The 16,814-nt window shown below is 64.6% G+C and carries 17 protein-coding genes; 13 read left to right on the top strand and 4 right to left on the bottom strand.

Annotated elements, in window-relative coordinates:
- The first annotated feature begins 56 nt into the window (after positions 1-56).
- The 11 genes from Mlute_RS01330 to Mlute_RS01280 all read left to right on the top strand — a co-directional run bounded on the left by Mlute_RS01330 (position 57) and on the right by Mlute_RS01280 (position 11,521).
- Positions 57-1,163 (top strand): type IV pilus twitching motility protein PilT, encoded by a 1,107-nt coding sequence (locus Mlute_RS01330; protein WP_119358970.1) that lies wholly within the window; start codon positions 57-59, stop codon positions 1,161-1,163.
- A gap of 120 nt (positions 1,164-1,283) precedes the next feature.
- Positions 1,284-2,537 (top strand): oligosaccharide flippase family protein, encoded by a 1,254-nt coding sequence (locus Mlute_RS01325; RefSeq protein WP_119358969.1) that lies wholly within the window; start codon positions 1,284-1,286, stop codon positions 2,535-2,537.
- The gene (locus Mlute_RS01320; RefSeq protein WP_119358968.1) at positions 2,534-3,682 is read left to right on the top strand and encodes a glycosyltransferase; all 1,149 of its coding nucleotides are present in this window, start codon (positions 2,534-2,536) and stop codon (positions 3,680-3,682) included. The genes Mlute_RS01325 and Mlute_RS01320 overlap by 4 nt, the downstream gene beginning before the upstream one ends.
- A gap of 8 nt (positions 3,683-3,690) precedes the next feature.
- Positions 3,691-4,788: a glycosyltransferase gene (locus tag Mlute_RS01315; protein ID WP_119358967.1), complete on the top strand. Its 1,098-nt coding sequence runs from the start codon at positions 3,691-3,693 to the stop codon at positions 4,786-4,788.
- A 1-nt stretch (position 4,789) separates the two neighbouring features.
- Positions 4,790-5,968, top strand: coding sequence for an O-antigen ligase family protein (locus Mlute_RS01310; RefSeq protein ID WP_119358966.1), 1,179 nt, complete (start codon positions 4,790-4,792; stop codon positions 5,966-5,968).
- Entirely contained in the window at positions 5,965-7,101 is a 1,137-nt protein-coding gene (locus Mlute_RS01305; protein ID WP_119358965.1) for a glycosyltransferase, read from the top strand. Before Mlute_RS01310 ends, Mlute_RS01305 begins: the two co-directional genes overlap by 4 nt.
- On the top strand, positions 7,101-8,252 hold the full coding sequence (locus Mlute_RS01300) for a glycosyltransferase (protein ID WP_119358964.1): 1,152 nt from the start codon (positions 7,101-7,103) through the stop codon (positions 8,250-8,252). Before Mlute_RS01305 ends, Mlute_RS01300 begins: the two co-directional genes overlap by 1 nt.
- A gap of 182 nt (positions 8,253-8,434) precedes the next feature.
- Entirely contained in the window at positions 8,435-9,013 is a 579-nt protein-coding gene (locus Mlute_RS01295; protein ID WP_245958800.1) for a glycosyltransferase family 4 protein, read from the top strand.
- Position 9,014: 1 nt separating this feature from the next.
- Complete coding sequence (locus Mlute_RS01290) at positions 9,015-9,818, top strand: DUF72 domain-containing protein (RefSeq protein ID WP_119358963.1); 804 nt, start codon at positions 9,015-9,017, stop codon at positions 9,816-9,818.
- A 100-nt stretch (positions 9,819-9,918) separates the two neighbouring features.
- Positions 9,919-10,320 (top strand): hypothetical protein, encoded by a 402-nt coding sequence (locus Mlute_RS01285; protein WP_119358962.1) that lies wholly within the window; start codon positions 9,919-9,921, stop codon positions 10,318-10,320.
- A gap of 103 nt (positions 10,321-10,423) precedes the next feature.
- A complete protein-coding gene (locus Mlute_RS01280) occupies positions 10,424-11,521 on the top strand; it encodes a glycosyltransferase (RefSeq protein ID WP_119358961.1) in 1,098 nt (365 codons plus the stop codon).
- Positions 11,522-11,530: 9 nt separating this feature from the next.
- On the opposite strand, the gene Mlute_RS01275 is transcribed toward Mlute_RS01280, so the two are convergent.
- Together Mlute_RS01275 and Mlute_RS01270 are read right to left on the bottom strand one after the other, a co-directional pair.
- The gene (locus Mlute_RS01275) at positions 11,531-12,481 is read right to left on the bottom strand and encodes an aldo/keto reductase family protein (protein ID WP_182482442.1); all 951 of its coding nucleotides are present in this window, start codon (positions 12,479-12,481) and stop codon (positions 11,531-11,533) included.
- Positions 12,482-12,545: 64 nt separating this feature from the next.
- Positions 12,546-12,758 (bottom strand): CDGSH iron-sulfur domain-containing protein, encoded by a 213-nt coding sequence (locus tag Mlute_RS01270; RefSeq protein WP_119358959.1) that lies wholly within the window; start codon positions 12,756-12,758, stop codon positions 12,546-12,548.
- 67 nt (positions 12,759-12,825) lie between these two features.
- On the opposite strand from Mlute_RS01270, the gene Mlute_RS01265 reads away from it, so the two are divergent.
- Both Mlute_RS01265 and Mlute_RS01260 read left to right on the top strand, forming a co-directional pair.
- Complete coding sequence (locus Mlute_RS01265) at positions 12,826-13,230, top strand: VOC family protein (RefSeq protein ID WP_119358958.1); 405 nt, start codon at positions 12,826-12,828, stop codon at positions 13,228-13,230.
- Between the two features lie 11 nt (positions 13,231-13,241).
- Positions 13,242-15,575, top strand: a complete 2,334-nt coding sequence (locus Mlute_RS01260) for a penicillin acylase family protein (RefSeq protein WP_119358957.1) — start codon at positions 13,242-13,244, stop codon at positions 15,573-15,575.
- Here Mlute_RS01260 and pth read toward each other — a convergent pair.
- Positions 15,572-16,129: an aminoacyl-tRNA hydrolase gene (gene pth / locus Mlute_RS01255; protein ID WP_119358956.1), complete on the bottom strand. Its 558-nt coding sequence runs from the start codon at positions 16,127-16,129 to the stop codon at positions 15,572-15,574. The genes Mlute_RS01260 and pth overlap by 4 nt on opposite strands.
- A gap of 57 nt (positions 16,130-16,186) precedes the next feature.
- Positions 16,187-16,807 carry a 50S ribosomal protein L25 gene (locus Mlute_RS01250; RefSeq protein WP_119358955.1) on the bottom strand — a complete coding sequence of 207 codons (621 nt, stop codon included), beginning with the start codon at positions 16,805-16,807 and terminating at the stop codon, positions 16,187-16,189.
- Positions 16,808-16,814 lie beyond the last annotated feature (7 nt).

The raw sequence follows: 16,814 nt of genomic DNA, 5'->3' as shown, positions 1-16,814 counted from the left end.
CCCAAGCCGGCCCTTCCTCTGGCTTATGCTCAAGGTGTTAGGATTTGGAGAGACCCATGAGCAAAGCTCTGGACATCGTAGACCTGCTCAACTTGGCCGTGGAACGGGGCGCCAGCGACCTGGTCATCACGGTAGGCCTTCCCCCCATGATTAAGCTGGACGGGGTGTTCCACCGCACCGAGCACGAGCCCCTCACCCCCCAGGAGACCCGTCGCCTCACCTACGCGCTTATGGATGAAAAGCAGCAGCGGGTGTTTGAGGAGGAAAAGGAGCTCGACTTCTCCTTCAGCCTTCCGGGCAAGGGGCGCTTCCGGGTCAACGTCTTCCTCCAGCGGGGCAGCGTGGGGGCAGTCTTGCGGGTGGTGCCCTCCAACGTCAAAAGCTTTGAGGAGCTGGGGCTACCCAAGAAGATCGCTGAAATCGCGCTAAGCCCCCGTGGCTTGGTGCTGGTGACGGGCCCCACCGGCTCGGGCAAGTCCACCACCCTGGCCTCCATGATCGACTACATCAACGAGCACAAGGCCGTCCACATCGTAACCATTGAAGACCCCATTGAGTTCTTCCATCGCCACAAGAAGGCCATCATCAACCAGAGAGAAATCGGTTCCGACACCCACAGCTTCGCCAAGGCGCTGCGCGCGGTGCTGCGCCAGGCCCCCGATGTCATTCTGGTGGGCGAAATGCGCGACTACGAGACCATCTCCGCGGCCATCACCGCCGCCGAAACCGGCCACCTGGTGATGGGCACCCTGCACACCAACAGCGCCCCCGAAACCATTGACCGCATCATTGACGTTTTCCCGGAAGCCCAGCAGGAGCAGGTACGGGTGCAGCTCTCCAACAACCTGGTGGCGGTGCTTACCCAGCAGCTCTTGCCCAAGGCCTTTGGCACAGGACGGGTGCTGGCCTATGAGCTGATGATAGCCACCCCTGCGGTGCGGGCCCTGATCCGCGAGGGCAAAAGCCACCAGCTCGTGAGCGTAATCCAGACCGGCGGCCAGCACGAGATGATCACCATGGACGCCTGCTTGGCCGACCTCTACAAGCGCAAACTGATCAGCTACGATATGGGCCTCTCTCGGGCAATAGACCCAAAGGAATTCGCCCGGCTGGCCGGAGCGCTCGGCACCCCCCAAGCCCCAACGTCTCCGCGGCGCCCCTAATAGACCGACACCCTAGCCGTTATTTGAACGTTTGTAGCGTTAAGAATGTGACCGGCTCTCAAACAACCCTTACCCTTGAATCGAGCAACAGGCGCCAGGACGCGGCAGCCACCAAGGTCTATGGCAAAAACGAGGGTCTTCCAGGTATTCAGGAGCCGCATCGCTCAAAACGCGGCCGCGCTGTATGCGGTGCAGTTCTTAGCCTACCTACTGCCCCTTGTTTCCCTACCCTACCTGGCGCGGACGCTCGAGCCGCACCACTTCGGCCTGGTGGCCTTTGCCCAGAGCTTCGCCAACTGGCTGGCGGTGGTGGGGGAGTACGGCTTTAACTACTCGGCCACCCGCTCCTTGGCCCGCCAGCGGGAGCGCACCGACGCGGTAAGCGGCATCGTGGCCTCGGTCATGGGGGCCAAGCTGCTGCTGGCTATGGCCATGGCGGCCATCACCCTGGCGGCAGGGCTTCTTATAGAAACCTTCCGCAGCCATGCCGACCTCGCCTTTTGGGCCCTGCTGGTGGCTGTTGCCATCGCTTTGAGGCCCACCTGGTACTTCCAGGCGGTGGAGCGGGCCTGGGTGGTGGCGCTGATGGAGGGCCTGATCCGGGTAGGGCACCTGGTGGGCATCTTTACCTTCGTGCGTGGCCCCCAGGACGCCTGGGTGGCCCTGGCTGCACAGGCCATCGCCACGGGGATGATAGCGGGGCTCGAGCTTTACTTGATGTACCGCGAGGTCCCCCTGAGGCTCCCTAGCCTGCCCTTGAGCTGGGTGGCCTTGCGGGTCAGCTGGAGCCTCTTTCTCTCCCGGGCCTCCGACAGCCTCTATACCTCGGCGAACGGGCTTATCCTGGGCCTCCTCAGCACGCCTTTGCAGGTGGGCATTTTTGAAACCGGCAACCGCCTGGTTCGACCCGGACTCTCCATCCTCTGGCCGCTGGCCCAGGCCATCTACCCCCGCATCAACCACCTGATGCGCCGGGACGCGGCGGCCGCCATGCGGCTGAGCCAGCTAGCCCTATGGGCCACCCTGGGCATCGGCCTGGTGGGGGGAGGGCTGCTGGCCCTGGCAGCCCCTTTTCTGGTTGAGCTGCTCTTCGGAAAAGCCTACGAGGCCTCGGCACGGGTTCTTCAGGTGCTGGCGCTGCTCCTACCGGTGGTGGCCTTTGGCTACTCCCTCTCCATGCAGTATATGTTCCCTCGGCAGATGGACCAGGAGGTGATGTACTCGGTGGCCAGCGCGGGCCTGCTCAACCTGCTCCTGGCCGTGCTGCTGGCCCCCCGTCTGGGGGCTTTGGGTATGGCCATCGCGGTGGTCCTGGCGGAGGCTTGGGCGGCCCTGTTCCGCTTCTCCGTACTCAAGCTGCGAGGGGTTTTATGAGGCGGCGGATTCTCTTCTACCTTCCTGTCCTGGGCTACGGCGGGGTGGAGCGGGTCACCCAGCACCTAGCCCAAGGCTTGGCCGACCGATACGACATCCTCATCGCCGGCCAAGGCGCAGAGCCCAACCACCTCCTCGCCCAGGCCCCCCTACCCCCAAACGTGACCCTTTTGCCCGCACCCACCCAGCGCGCGGCGATGAAACACCGGGCCATCCCCACCCAGGCCTTGCGGCTGGTCAGGCTCATCCAGCGCCATCGGCCCCACCTTCTGGTGTCGGCCTGGCCGCGGGTCCACCTCACCGTGGGCCTGGCCTACCGGCTCTTACCCAGCCCTCAACGACCCCGCTGGGTGCTCACCGAGCACAACGAAATCCAAGGCTACCTGGGAAGAGGCTGGCGGGCGGCGCTTAAGGCTTGGCTACTCCAGCGCTGGACCCACCGAGCCGACGCCTATGTAGCGGTCTCCCAAAAGGTCGCCCAGCTCTCTGGGGCCGTCTACCCCAAGGCCCGCTTTCGGGTCATCTACAACCCCGCCATCACCCCTGAGCTCGAGCAAAAAGCCCAGGAACCCGTGGCCCATCCCTGGTTTCAAGGCCAAACACCGGTGGTGCTCTCGGTAGGCCGCCTGGAGGCCATGAAGGACTTCCCTACCCTCCTCCAGGCCTTCCGCCTGGTGCTGGAGCGGGTGCCTGAGGCCCGGCTGGTCATCCTGGGGGAGGGGGTGCTGCGAAAGGAGCTCGAGGCCCTGGCCGAGGGGCTGGGCCTGCAGGACAAAGTCTGGATGCCCGGCTTTGACCCCAACCCCTACCGGTACATGGCCCGGGCCACGGTTTTCACCCTGTCCTCGGCCTACGGGGAGGCCTCGCCCCTGGTGCTGAGCGAGGCTATGTACCTAGGCAAACCGGTGGTCCTCACCCGGTTCGCTACCGCCCTGGAGTTTGTGGACCCCGAACAGGATGGGCTGCTGGTGGAGGTCGGCAACCCCGAGGCCCTAGCTCAAGGGCTGGTGCGGGTGCTGCAAGACCCGGGGCTGCAAAAGCGCCTGGGTGCCCAAGCCCGCACCAAGGCACAAGCTCGGTTCTCCGTTGAACAGGCGGTAAGGAACTACGCGACGCTGTTTGAAGAGCTGATAGAAAGCGCCTAGGGGGAAGCATGCCCGATAGACGATTCGCCATCTACCTACCCTCCTTGCTGGGGGGCGGGGCCGAGCGCTCCATGCTCAACCTGGCCGTCGGCATGGCCCGGCAAGGCCTCCTTGTGGACCTGGTGCTGGCCGAGGCCACAGGCCCTTACCTACCGTTGGTTCCACCTGAGGTGCGGCTGGTAGACCTGAGGGCCCGCCGGGTACTCCAAAGCCTACCGGGCCTGGTGCGCTACTTGCGCCAGGAAAAACCCTTGGGGCTGGTCTCGGCGCTTGACCACGCCAACGTGGTGGCCCTGTGGGCCCGCCGCCTGGCCCGGGTGCCCACCCGGGTAGCGGTCTGCATGCAGAACACCCCCAGCCAAGACGCTCGGCATGCCCCTTCCCTGCGGGGCCGGCTGCTGCCGTTGGCCATGCGGTTTTTCTACCCTTGGGCGGACGGCATCGTAGGCGTCTCGCAAGGCGTGGTGGAGGACTTCATTCGCCTTACCGGCATCCGCCAAAAGGTGCAGGTCATCCACAACCCGGTGGTCACCCCCGAACTCCTCCAGCGGGCCGAGGAGCCGCTCGAGCACCCCTGGTTCCAGCCCAAAGAGCCCCCGGTGTTGCTCGGGGTAGGCCGCCTAACCCGACAGAAAAACTTTCCCAACCTGATCCGGGCCTTCGCCGAGGTGCGCAAGCGCCGGCCGGTTCGGCTGCTCATTCTAGGAGAGGGGGAAGAGCGGGCCTCGCTGGAAGACCTCGTGCGCTCCTTTGGGCTAGAAGGCGAGGTGGGGCTGCCAGGCTTCGTGCAAAACCCCTACCCCTACATGAAAAGGGCGGCGGCGTTCGTCTTGTCCTCGGACTGGGAGGGGCTGCCCACGGTGCTTATTGAGGCGTTGGCCCTCGGCACCCCGGTGGTGGCCACCGACTGCCCCAGCGGCCCGCGGGAAATCCTCCAGGGCGGACGCTGGGGCCGACTGGTCCCGGTGAACAACCCTACGGCCCTGGCCCAGGCCCTCGAGGCCACCCTGGCTGAGGGCCGGACCGCGTCTCCCGAGGAGGCCTACCACCCCTACACCCAAGCCGAAGTGGTCCGGAGGTACTTGGAACTCCTGGAGGGGGTGTGACATGGCACGGCTGGCCTACGGGCTGCTCTGGCTGTACGTTTTTACCCTCCCCTGGGAAAACATCCTGCTCATCCCTGGGCTGGGCACCCTAAGCCGCTATGTGGGCATCCTAGCGGCCCTGACAACTTTAGCCTACGTGCTGACCTCCGGCCGCCTCCGGCTACACTGGGTACACCTGAGCGGGCTGGGGTTCGTGCTGCTGGCGGTGCTGAGCTACTTCTGGAGCATCGCACCGCAAGACACCCTGGAGCGAATCCTCCAGTACGGCCTCTTGTGGATGTTCTTCTGGGCCCTTTTCGTGGTGTTGGAGGACGATCTGGCGGTGCGGCAAATTCTGAGCGCCTACGTGCTTGGGGCCTATGTGGCCGCTGGCAACACCATCTACAACTTCCTCAGCGGAAGCGAGGTGGTCTACCAACGCTACGCCGCAGCCAACTTTGACCCCGGCGACCTCTCCTTTGTGCTCTCCATAGGCATCCCCCTGGCCTGGTACCTGGCCCTGTGCGACGAAAAGAGCCGGCTGGTCTGGCTCTACCGCCTCTACCCCCTGCTGGCCCTAGGGGTGGTCTTCCTCACCGCGGCTCGAGCCGGGCTTCTGGGGGTGGCGGTGGGGCTCCTTTTCGTGGTGCTGACTCTCCCCCGGGCCTCCTGGAGGCTCAAGGCGCTGGTGGGGGTGCTGGCCGCGCTGGCCCTGAGCCTTATTCCCAGCCTCATCCCTCCGGAGAGCTTCTCCCGGCTGGCCACCCTTTTTGACGAGGTCAGCAGCGGAACCCTCAACGACCGCACCAACATCTGGGCAGCCGGCTGGCAGGTCTTTGGCGAGCACCCCGTCTTGGGCACCGGGGCCGGCACCTTTGGGGCCACCCTGGAGGCCCACCCCTGGTTCCGCCAGTGGGTGGCCCCACACAACCTCTTCGTGGCCATTGCTGCCGAGATGGGGGTGGTGGGACTGGCCGGGATGCTTTTGCTGCTGGGGGGGGTGGTGGCCTGCCTCCTCTCCATGCCCCCCCTCGAGCGGCTCCTGTGGGGCTCGGTGTTCCTGATCCTGCTGCTGGCCTGTATGGCCCAGAACTGGGAGTGGCGCAAGCAGACCTGGTTCGTGCTGGGCATGATTCTGGCCCACTACAGCGCCCTGCGGCTTTGGAGCCCCACAAGCAACGCGCTAAGGAGGCTGGCATGAGGCGAATCCTCCTCCTGATCACCTCCCTAGGGCACGGCGGGGCCGAAACCCAGGTGGTGGAGCTGGCCCGCGGGCTGGCCCAAACGGGCTGGGGAGTACAGGTGGTCTGCATGACCCCTCTAGGCCCCAAGGCCCAGGACCTGGCCCAGGCGGGGATTCCGGTAGACTCGCTGGGAATGCGGCCAGGCCGCCCCAGCCTAAAGGGTTTTGTCCGCATGGTGCGGCTGGTGCGCGAATTCCAACCCCAGGTGCTGCATGCCCACATGGTCCACGCCAACCTACTGGCCCGGCTGGTACGCCCGCTGGTCCGGGTACCGGTGGTGCTCTGCACGGCCCACAACATCATTGAGGGGGGGCGCTGGCGCGAGCTGGCCTACCGCTTGACCGATCCCCTTTGCGACCTCACCACCCAGGTGAGCCAAGCCGGGCTAGAGCGCTACCTCAAGGTGGGGGCCATTCCGAAGGGCCGGGGCCTCTACATCCCCAACGGCGTGGACACCAGGCGCTTCGCTCCTGACCCCGAGGCCCGCTTGGCCCTGCGCCGGGAGATGGGGGTGCAGGAGGAGTTCATCTGGCTGGCCGTGGGCCGCTTCGCTCCGGCCAAGGACTACCCCAACCTGCTCCAGGCCTTCCGTGAAGTATCCCAGGCACACCCCGCAGCCCGGCTTTGGCTGGTGGGCCAAGGACCGCTGCTCGAGCCCATGAAGGGGCTGGCCCAGTCTATGGGGCTAGAGGACAAGGTCCGCTTCCTGGGGGCCCGCGGGGACGTACCCGGCCTTATGAACGCCGCCGACGCCTACGTGATGTCCTCCGCCTGGGAGGGGATGCCCATGGTGCTGCTGGAGGCTGCGGCGGTGGGGCTGCCCATCGTGGCCACCGACGTGGGGGGCAACCGCGAGGTGGTTGAGCAGGGGGAAAACGGCCTCCTGGTATCCCCGAAGGACAGCTCCAGGCTGGCCATGGCCATGCGCGCACTCATGGAAAGGCCAGCCGAGGAACGGACCCGAATGGGCCAGGCCGGGCGGGCCTTGGTGCTGCAACGCTATGACCTTCAACGCATCATCCAGCGCTGGGAGGACCTCTACCAGGAGTTGCTGAGCCAAAAAACCCTCAAACCCATAGGAGAACGCTGATGCCCAAGCTGCTCATCGTGGCCACCACTGCCCTATTCTTCACCGAGTTCCTGCTGCCCTACGCCACCCACTTCCGGCGGCTGGGCTGGAGGGTGGACGGGGCCGCAGCGGGGGCTCCCGACTGCAAGGAGGCCCAAGCGGCCTTTGACCGGCTCTTCCACGTGCCCATGTCCCGCAGCCCCCTAGACCCCCGCAACCTACCCCTGGGGATGCGCACGCTCAGGGCCTTGGTGGAGCGGGAGGGTTACGACATCGTTCACGTGCACACCCCCATCGCAGCCTTCGTGACCCGAATGGCCCTGCGCAGATGGCAGGCCCAGGGGCAGGGCCGGCTCATCTACACCGCCCACGGTTTTCACTTCCACCCTCGAGGCCACCCAGTCAAAAACGCCCTGTTCTACAGCCTCGAGCGGCTGGCAAGCCCCTTTACCGACTATTTGGTGGTGATGAACGAAGCCGACCGCCGGGCAGCAGAGAGGCTGGTAGGACCGGCGCGAACTGTCTACATGCCCGGCATTGGGGTGGACCTGGACTTCTACGGGCGTCCCACACCCCTCGAAGCGGTGGCCCGGTTCAGGGCCTCCTTGGGGCTGGAGCCTGAGCAGCCCTATTTCCTGATGATTGCCGAGTTCATCCCTCGTAAACGCCACCGCGACGCCCTGAGGGCCTTCAGCCTGCTGCCCCGCCAAGAGGCCCACCTGGTCCTTGCCGGCCAAGGCCCCTTGCTGGAAGAGATGAAGGCCTTAGCAGCCCGGCTGGGCATTGCCAAGAGGGTGCACTTCCTGGGCTTCCGCCGGGATATTCCCACCCTCATTCAAGGGGCGGTGGCCACCCTGCTCCCTTCCGAACAGGAGGGCCTGCCCAGGGCCATCATGGAGTCTTTCTGCCTGGGGGTTCCGGCCATCGGGGCCGACGTGCGAGGTATCCATGAACTGCTGCGGGAGGGAGCCGGGCTGCTGCACCCGGTGGGGGATGTGCAAGCCCTGGCCCGGGCCATGCAGTTCGTGTTGGAGCACCCCCAGGAAAGCCGACAGATGGGCCAAACAGGACAGGAGCGGGTCAAGGCCTACGACCTGCGCAACCTCCTGCACCTGCACGAAGAGCTCTACCACCGCGCTTTGCAACCCAAGCCCATTCCCCAAAGGGTCTAAGGAAACTCCACGATGGAAGGATCGCTGCTTATCCTCACCTTTCTAACCGCTGTCGCGACAGTAGGCTTGTCCATTCCCTTGGCCAGGGCTTTGGGGATTGTAGACCGGCCCGGGGCCATCAAAATCCACACCCTACCTACCCCCCGCTTTGGCGGGGTGGGCATCGTGGTGGCCTTTGGGCTGTGGGGCTGGTGCCCACCATGGCCAACGCGGTCAACCTGATTGACGGCATGAACGGCCTGGCCTCGGGCAACGCTATAATCTCCGCTTTGGGAGTCGCCGTTCTCCTTTGGGGGACCCCCCAGGCCACGCTGGCCCTGCTGGCCGCGGCCAGCCTTCTGGGCTTTCTGGTCTGGAACTATCCCCAGGCCAAAACCTTCATGGGGGACGTGGGCAGTCTCTCCACCGGGTACATGCTGGCGATGCTCTGGATAGCGGCCACTACCCACGGCGGGCAGACCTTCCTGGCAGCGGGGGCCATGCTGGCCTTCCCCCTCTACGACACACTAGCCGGCATCGTCCGCCGCTGGCGGCGGGGAAAGCCCATTTTTGACGGGGATCGGGACCACACCTACGACCGCCTGGACCAGCTTTACATCCAAAACCCCTCCAAGACCGTCCTGGTGGTCTGGTTGCTCAGCGGACTGCTGGTGCTGCTCGGCCTGTGGGTCAACCAAAGCCCCCTTCCCTGGGGTCTGGCCGGCCTGGGCCTGTCCCTAGCGCTTCTGCTTTGGGGAGCCTATCGGCTAGGCTCTCTTTAGGATGGAACTCTATCTGGGCACCGGGGGCTACACCCATGAGGACTGGGTGGGCCTCCTCTACCCCCCGGAGGCAAAAAAGGAAGACTGGCTCTCCATCTACGCCCAACACCACAACGCAGTAGAGCTAAACGCCTCGTTCTACCACATTCCCGGGGTCAAGGCCTTCGCCGGCATGCTCCGGCGCAGCCAGGGGCGGGTGCGCTGGGCCATCAAGCTCCACCAGAGCATGACCCACCAGCGCGATGCCACCGAGGCTGACTACCAACGGCTTTTTGAGTCGGTAGCCCCCCTGCGGGAGGCCGGGGTGCTGGGGCCCTTTCTGGCCCAGTTTCCCCAAAGCTTCCACCGCACCCCCGAAAACCGCCGGTACCTGGCCAGCCTGGCCCAGCGCTTTGCCGACCCCACACTGGCCCCCGGCGGCCTGGCGGTGGAATTCCGCCACGCCTCCTGGGACGCTGAGGATGTCCGGCAGGCTTTCCGGCAGAACGGGCTCATCTGGGTCAGCCCGGACTACCCCGACCTGCCCGGGCTACCCAAAAGCGCCCTCCACGTTACTACCGAAACTGCCTACATCCGTCTTTCGGGCCGCAACCGAGCCAAGTGGTACGAAGGGAAAGACCAGTCTGAGCGGCACGACTACCGCTACAACGAGGGAGAGTTGCGCCTTTGGGTGCGCGCTCTGCAGGCCGCTGCAGAGCAGGAGACCATCGTCCAGGCCTGGTTCATCTTCAACAACACCACCAAGGGCCATGCCCTGGCCAACCTCGCAACGCTCAAAACGCTCTTGGAAGAAGCGGGGTGCTGACACCCAGCACCCCCGAGCGTCAACCCAAAACGTCGGTTTTTCCCGTCCCAAACGGGTTGTTTGCGCTTGACCCGACGGGTCCTTTGTAGCAACCTGAAGTATGGCAACCGCCATGAGGAAGGAAGTCTGGCAGGACGTGGAGGTCAACCTGGAGCTTTCCCTGGAGTTTGACCCCGAGGCCTTCTCAAAACGCCATCCCGGGCTCTCCTTGGTGCTGGCTGAGCTGCTCATCGGCCCGCCGCGCCACTGGCGCGACCCCGCCGAGCTGCTGCCCTATGCGGGCTGCAAGAGCCTGGAGGCCAGGCTACCCCGCCTGCGCTTCAGCCCCCTGGAAACCCGCTTCCTGGCCCGGGCCCTAGATCAGCTCTTCACCACTATTGAGTTCAGCATCGTGGGGCACAAGGTGCTGACGGTGCCCCCACCCAGCAAGGCCACCAAGCTGCCGGAGGGCTGGCGGGCCCGCAGCGGGGTCTGGCTCTGCCACCAGCCACTCGTAGGCTGAGGGCCCCCAAACCAACGGGGGAGGCAGGGGCAGCCCCCCGGAGGCTGGAAGATTGATGAGTGGCCGCTTAGGCTAAAAGCGCAGCCCAGGGCGGCTGCCTCCTATGCCGCAACGCATCCTTCTGGTCTACACCAAAGCCGGAGGCGGCCACTACGCTATGGCGCAGACCCTGTACAAGCTCCTCAAGGAGCTCGAGCCCGACGCGGAGGTGCGCCTCTTCAACTTCTTTGACGTGGGTCCTCGCTGGATTGCTCAGGCCATCCAGGACGGCTACAACTTCGCGGTAAACAAACAGCGCTGGCTCTTTACTGTCTTTCAGGCCTTTTACCAGACCCGCCCGGCCATCCAGACCTTCGCCCGCGTGCTGGGCATGCGCCTGGCCCCAGCCATCAACGAGTACCTAGAAGCCTTTCAGCCCGACAAAATCATCTACTGCTACCCGGTGAACCACGGCTTCCGCCGGCTGCCCTACGTGCGCAGGCGCAAACCCAAGACCCTCACCGTGGTCACCGACATCTTCAGCCCCCACCTCTACTGGTTTGTGGACCCCAAAGACCAGTACGTGGTGGCCAGCCCCGAGGCCTACAGCATCGCCCGGCGGCACCGGGTACCCCCGGAGAACCTCCACTACTTCCAGACCCTTATAGACCCCAAGTTCAATCAGCCCTTGCCGCAAAGCGAGGCCGAGCGGTTGCGCAAGGAGTGGGGCCTAGAGGAACCCTACACGGTGCTGGTGACCGGGGGTGGGGCGGGGCTGAAGATTAGCTTCAAGCTAGTGCGGGAGCTGGTGAAAATCCCCGGCATCAACGTGGTGGTGGTCTGTGGCTACAACCAAAGGCTCTACCACCAACTCCTGGGCTTCAAGGAGCAACAAGGGCTGAAAAACCTGGTGCTCTTCGGCTTCACCCAACAGATGTACGAGCTCATCAACCTGGCCGACGTGGTGGTCTCCAAAGCGGGGCCCGCCACCATCGCCGAGGTGCTCTCGCTGCGCAAAAACCTCATCGTCTGCGACTATGTCTGGCCCCAAGAGCACGGCAACGTGGAGCTAATCCGCCATGAGAAGCTAGGCTACTATATCCGCCACCCCAAGAAGATTGCTGCGAAAATCCTGGAACTCAAGTCACGCCCCCCAGAACAAAGGGGCCTCGAGCTCAAGAACGAAATAGTGCGGCTGGCCGAGTATATCCTCAAGCTCTGAGACACCTACTCAAGCCTTGCCCAGTATCTGGTCTATCCGCTCTACGACCTCCGGGGGCAGGTCCACGCCCGCTGCCCCCAGGCTCTCCTTAATCTGCTCGGGCTGCGTGGCCCCGGTGATGGCGCTCGTAACTCCCTTTTGGCGCAGGACCCAGGCCAGGGCAAGCTGGGTGCGGGTCAGACCCACCTCCTCGGCCACCTTTTTGAGTTCCTTAACCTTCTTGACGTTCTCCTCGTTGAGAAAACGGCTGGCAAACTGAGGGTAGCGCTCAAACCGGCTGTCCTTGGGGATGCCTTCATCGTAGCGACCGGTCAGCATGCCCATCGCTAGGGGACTCCAGACCACCACCCCCAGGCCAAACCGCTCCGTTTCGGGAAGAATCTCCTGCTCTACCCGCTCCCGGTAGAGCATGGAGTACTGGGGCTGCTCCACCGCCGGGGGGTGTAGGCCGTTGGCCCGGGCAAACTGCACCGCTTCCACAATCCGGGCCGCCGGCCACTCGGAGGTCCCCCAGTAGAGCACCAGACCACGGTCCACCAGGTTGCTCATGGTGGTCACGATTTCCTCCATGGGCACCTCGGGGTCGTAGCGGTGGCAGAAGTAAAGGTCAAGGTAATCGGTGCCCATTCGCTTGAGGCTACGCTCGAGGCTCTCCCGCACATGTTTGCGGGAAAGCCCCCGCCCGTTGGCATCCTCGCTGGTCGGCCAGAAAACTTTGCTCGAGAGCACCAGCTCATGGCGAGGAAACTGCTCCAGCAGCGCCTTGGTCATCAGCTCCTCGGCCAGCCCCTTGGCGTACACATCCGCGTTGTCAAAGAAATTTACGCCCCCCTCATAGGCGATTCGGGTGATCTCCTTAATCCGCTCCAGGTCCTTGACCGCATCGCCGTAGGTAACCCAAGCGCCCAAGGATATCTCCGAAACCTTGAGGCCCCACTGGCCCAGCTTGCGATAGCGCATCGGCATACTTTCCTCCGCCCGCCATCTTATTGCCTTCAGGCCAGCACAATGTGGCTTTTCTCCCTTAGCGCTCCTCCAGCTCAATCACCGCAGCCGGGGCGGTAAAGCCTATCGCCTTGTGCGTGCCATCGCAGAAGGGCTTATTGTTGGAGTGGCCACAGCGGCACAGGGAAACCCGTGGCTTCTCAATGACCTGCTCCTGGTCGCCTTGGCGCAAAACAAGTCTGCCGCCAGTTTCAATGCCAATAGAACCATTCTCCCTGAACTCAATCCTCATACCCCTGAGTTTACCGGAAAACCAGGGCTTTGACCTTTGGCCGCTTGCGGCGGAGAATACCTCTTGGATGTACGCCACCCGCCTTGCCTATGTGCACCTGTACGTGCGGCACCTCGAGGCCTCCGTCACCTTCTACACCCGCTTCCTTGACCTGCAGGTGGTTGAGCGGTTTGAGCAAACCTCGCTGCTGGTCTCCTCAGAAAACCCGGCCCACTTTGAGCTGGCCCTGAGCCAAGGAGAGCCCTCCGGGCCGGTGGCCCTGGGTTTTGCACTGCCCAGTGAAGCGGAGTTCCAAGCCGCCCAGGAGTTTCTCCGGCTCGAGGGGGTGCCCTTCCGCAAGGAGGATCGCGGCATCACCTGGGTCCTCTGCCTGAAAGACCCCGACGGCAACACCATTGAGCTCTTCCTGGACCGGCGCCAATCCGGAGGGAGGAAGTTCTGGCGAGGGGAAGGCCGGGTTCAAGGGGAATAGAAGGAGGGAAAATGCGTCTATTGGGCTTCTTGGCAAGGCTGGTGCTGGTCTTGGCAGGCCTGGGGTTAGCGGCTGGGGTAGTGGGCCTCTTCTGGCTCCGGGGTGCCACCCTCCCCCAGCACACCGGCCGGCTGGCCCTAAAAGGGCTCCTGGCCCCGGTGGAGATGTACCGGACCCCCGAGGGGGTGCTCCACATCAAGGCCCAGACCGACCACGACGTTTTCTTTGCGCTGGGGGTGGCCCACGCCCAGGACCGGCTTTGGCAGATGGAGTTTCAGCGGCGAATTGGGGCCGGACGGCTCTCCGAGGTGCTGGGCCGCGCCACCTTGGATCAAGACCGCTTTCTGCGCACCTGGGGCTTTTATCGTGCCGCCGAGCAGGCTTACCTCAGCCTCTCGCCCGAAGGAAGGGCAGTGGTGGACGCGTATGTGGCCGGCATCAACGCCTACCTCTCCATCCGCCCGCCCCTGCCCTTGGAGTTCCGCCTGCTGGGCTTTCAGCCAGAACCCTGGAAGCCCGCCGACGTCTTGGTCTGGGCCAAGATGATGGCCTACGACCTCTCGGGCAACTGGCGCAACGAGCTCGAGCGGCTGCAGTGGGCGGCTAAGGGCATGAGCCCCGAGCGGATGCGCCGGCTTAGGCCCCCCTACCCCGAGGATGCCCCGACCGTGTTGCAGTCCGAAGACCTGCGCCAGCCCCCTCCCCCCAGGCCCGACGGCGAGTCGGCCCGCAGCCTGCTGAGCCTAGCGGACCGCCTGCCCAAAGTCCTACACCTACCGGGGGAGATGTGGGCCTCCAACAACTGGGTCATCGGCCCCGCCCGGAGCGCCACCGGCAAGCCCCTACTGGCCAACGACCCGCACCTGGGGCTTGGGGCCCCCTCCATCTGGTACCTGGTGCACATGGAAGCCCCCGGCTACAAGGCCATTGGAAGCAGCTTTCCCGGGCTTCCGGCGGTGGTCATTGGCCGCAATGAGCACATCGGCTGGGGGGTGACCACCGTGGGGGCGGATGTGCAGGACCTCTACATCCTGGAAGAGGCCCCGGGCGGCTACCGGTACAAAGGCCGGGTGGAGCCCTGGCGCATCCGCACCGAGGTCATACGGGTCAAGGGCGAGCCCGAGGTTGTCCTCAGGATCCGGGAAAGCCGCTATGGTCCGGTCATCAACGACGTGGTGAACAACCCTGGGGCCCGTCCCCTGGCCCTGCGCTGGACCAGCCTGGACCCTACCGACCGCACCCTGGAGGCCTTTTTGGGCATCGCTCGAGCCCGCAACTGGCAGGAGTTCAAGGCTGCCCTCTCCCTCTACAACGCCCCCAGCCAGAACTTCGTCTACGCCGACGTGAAGGGAAACATCGGCTACATGGCCCCGGCCCGCTTCCCCATCCGTCGGCCAGGCCACAGCGGGCTGATGCCGGTTCCAGGGGATGGAAACTGGGACTGGCAGGGCTACCTGCCGCAAGAGGAGTGGCCCCAGGTCTACAACCCCAAGGAGGGCTTCATCGTCACCGCCAACAACAAGGTCACCGCCCCAGGCTACCCCCACACCATCTCCTTGGAGTGGGAGGAACCCTACCGGGCAGAGCGCATCCGCGAGCTTATCTTGAGCAAGGACAAGCTCACCCTAGAGGACATGGTGGCCATGCAGCAGGACATAAAAAGCCTGCTCTACCGGGAGTTCAGGCCGGTGCTGGAAGCCCTCAATCCCCTTTCGGAAAGTGCGCGCCGCTGGAAGACCCGCCTGCTGGCCTGGGATGGGGTGATGCGGGCAGAGCAGACCGAGCCCACCGTCTTCCAAACCTGGTACACCGAGCTCAGCCGGCTGCCCAGCCAGGAGGTGGGGCAGCCCTTTTGGGAGGAACCCCGCTACCTGCTCGCGGCCATGCGGGAGGATGACCCAGCCTGCCGAACACCCGATACGCAGACCTGCTTGGAGTACGCCGCGTTGGCCCTGGACAAAGCCCTAGACCGCTGGGGCAGCAACCCACCCCCCTGGGGCCAGGTCCACCGGGCCACCTTTGCCCATCCTGTCTTGACCAACGTTCCCTTCCTCAGGCGCTTTTCCGACCGCAGCCTGCCCCATGGGGGGGACCGCTACACCCTAAACCGCGCCTCCTACGACCCTGCCACCTTCCGCATGACCGTAGGCAGCAGCTACCGGCAGATTCTGGACTTCGCGGACCTGGAGCGCTCCTTATTCATCCACCCCATGGGCCAGTCAGGCCACCTGCTCTCCGCCCAGTACGACCGCCTCCTGGCCCAGTGGGCCCAGGGCGGCTATCTCCCGATGCGGATGGGAGAAACCCGCTTTGCTGCCCGGCAGACCCTGGAGCCCGCCCCCTAAGCCACCCAAAGGCCGTTGTAGCGCTTCTGGCAGGCGTCTAGCCCCTCGGTGGCCCAGATCTGGGCGGCCTCGGCGGCCACCCGCACCACCCGCTCCATACGAGGCTGCAGCTCGGGGGAAAACCCTGAAAGCACCCAGCCAGCCCCCTCTTCGGGACTGGGGGGTTTCCCAATGCCGATGCGCAGGCGGTGAAACCCGGGGCTGCCCAGGTGCTGGGCGATGGAGGCCACCCCGTAGTTGCCCGCCGCACTTCCCCCGGCCTTGAACCGGAGCCGGCCCGGGGGCAGGTCCAGCTCGTCGTGGACCACCAGGATGTGTTCGGGTGGAACCCTGTAGAAGCGGGCCAGAGGGGCCACCGCCTCCCCACTGGCGTTGTAGAAGGTGGCGGGCTTAATCAGCAGGCCCGCTGAGCCCCCAAACCCGGCCTCGGCCACCCAGGCCTTACCCCGTAGGCGGAACCTCGAGCCCAGCAGGTCAAGCACCCAAAACCCCACGTTGTGCTTGGTGCGGGCGTACTGCAGGCCCGGGTTGCCCAGCCCCACAATCAGGAACATAACCAAAAAAAGGGCCGATCAGCGCAGCGCTTTCTTCGGCCCCAAGAGCAAAGGACGTTACTTCTCCTCTTCCGCCTTGCCCTTCTTGATGACCTCCACCTCGGTAGGGGCCTCCGCAGCTTCTGCGGCCAGCTTTTCGGCGTCCTCAGGTGGAACGATGGCCACAATGGTATCGCGGGGGTTCATGGCCAGCTTCACCCCCGGGGGCAGGCTTACCTCGTCGGCGTGGATGCTGTCCCCGATGCGCAGGTGGCTCACGTCCACCTCAATGAACTCGGGAATCGCCTTAGGGGACACGCGCACTTGAATATCGCTGTTGACGAGCTGGAGTACTCCCCCTTCCCGCACCCCTTGGGCGGTGCCCACCACCTTGACCGGCACCCACATCTGTACCGGCTCGTCGGAAAGAGCATAGAAGTCCACATGCTCCGGACGACGGCGGCGCTTGTCCAGGTTTACCTGGCGCACCAGGGTGTCCACCTTCTTACCCCCCTCAAACTCGAGGGTAATCACATGGTGAATGCCAGCCGAGAGGAAAACCTTGTTGAACTCCTTTAGGTCTACCACCACCTTGTAGTTCTCGTGGCGGTTGTAGACCACCCCGGGCAGCTTGCCCGCGTTGCGCAGGGCTTCTGGCCTCTCGTTTCCACGGGTCTGGGCCTTGATACGGTATTCCATCGCCTTC

Origin of the sequence: Meiothermus luteus (assembly GCF_003574085.1) — a bacterium.
Classification (GTDB): domain Bacteria; phylum Deinococcota; class Deinococci; order Deinococcales; family Thermaceae; genus Meiothermus; species Meiothermus luteus.
The sequence above is the reverse complement of the archived record's forward strand: the minus strand, read 5'-3'. Positions and strand labels throughout refer to the sequence as shown.

What these genes read in the sequence shown, in the direction of transcription:
- Mlute_RS01330 (WP_119358970.1), top strand. Translation starts at nt 57, where the DNA reads ATGAGCAAAGCTCTGGACATCGTAGACCTGCTCAACTTGGCCGTGGAA.
- Mlute_RS01325 (WP_119358969.1), top strand. Translation starts at nt 1,284, where the DNA reads ATGGCAAAAACGAGGGTCTTCCAGGTATTCAGGAGCCGCATCGCTCAA.
- Mlute_RS01320 (WP_119358968.1), top strand. Translation starts at nt 2,534, where the DNA reads ATGAGGCGGCGGATTCTCTTCTACCTTCCTGTCCTGGGCTACGGCGGG.
- Mlute_RS01315 (WP_119358967.1), top strand. Translation starts at nt 3,691, where the DNA reads ATGCCCGATAGACGATTCGCCATCTACCTACCCTCCTTGCTGGGGGGC.
- Mlute_RS01310 (WP_119358966.1), top strand. Translation starts at nt 4,790, where the DNA reads ATGGCACGGCTGGCCTACGGGCTGCTCTGGCTGTACGTTTTTACCCTC.
- Mlute_RS01305 (WP_119358965.1), top strand. Translation starts at nt 5,965, where the DNA reads ATGAGGCGAATCCTCCTCCTGATCACCTCCCTAGGGCACGGCGGGGCC.
- Mlute_RS01300 (WP_119358964.1), top strand. Translation starts at nt 7,101, where the DNA reads ATGCCCAAGCTGCTCATCGTGGCCACCACTGCCCTATTCTTCACCGAG.
- Mlute_RS01290 (WP_119358963.1), top strand. Translation starts at nt 9,015, where the DNA reads ATGGAACTCTATCTGGGCACCGGGGGCTACACCCATGAGGACTGGGTG.
- Mlute_RS01285 (WP_119358962.1), top strand. Translation starts at nt 9,919, where the DNA reads ATGGCAACCGCCATGAGGAAGGAAGTCTGGCAGGACGTGGAGGTCAAC.
- Mlute_RS01280 (WP_119358961.1), top strand. Translation starts at nt 10,424, where the DNA reads ATGCCGCAACGCATCCTTCTGGTCTACACCAAAGCCGGAGGCGGCCAC.
- Mlute_RS01275 (WP_182482442.1), bottom strand. Translation starts at nt 12,481, where the DNA reads ATGCGCTATCGCAAGCTGGGCCAGTGGGGCCTCAAGGTTTCGGAGATA.
- Mlute_RS01270 (WP_119358959.1), bottom strand. Translation starts at nt 12,758, where the DNA reads ATGAGGATTGAGTTCAGGGAGAATGGTTCTATTGGCATTGAAACTGGC.
- Mlute_RS01265 (WP_119358958.1), top strand. Translation starts at nt 12,826, where the DNA reads ATGTACGCCACCCGCCTTGCCTATGTGCACCTGTACGTGCGGCACCTC.
- Mlute_RS01260 (WP_119358957.1), top strand. Translation starts at nt 13,242, where the DNA reads ATGCGTCTATTGGGCTTCTTGGCAAGGCTGGTGCTGGTCTTGGCAGGC.
- pth (WP_119358956.1), bottom strand. Translation starts at nt 16,129, where the DNA reads ATGTTCCTGATTGTGGGGCTGGGCAACCCGGGCCTGCAGTACGCCCGC.
- Mlute_RS01250 (WP_119358955.1), bottom strand. Translation starts at nt 16,807, where the DNA reads ATGGAATACCGTATCAAGGCCCAGACCCGTGGAAACGAGAGGCCAGAA.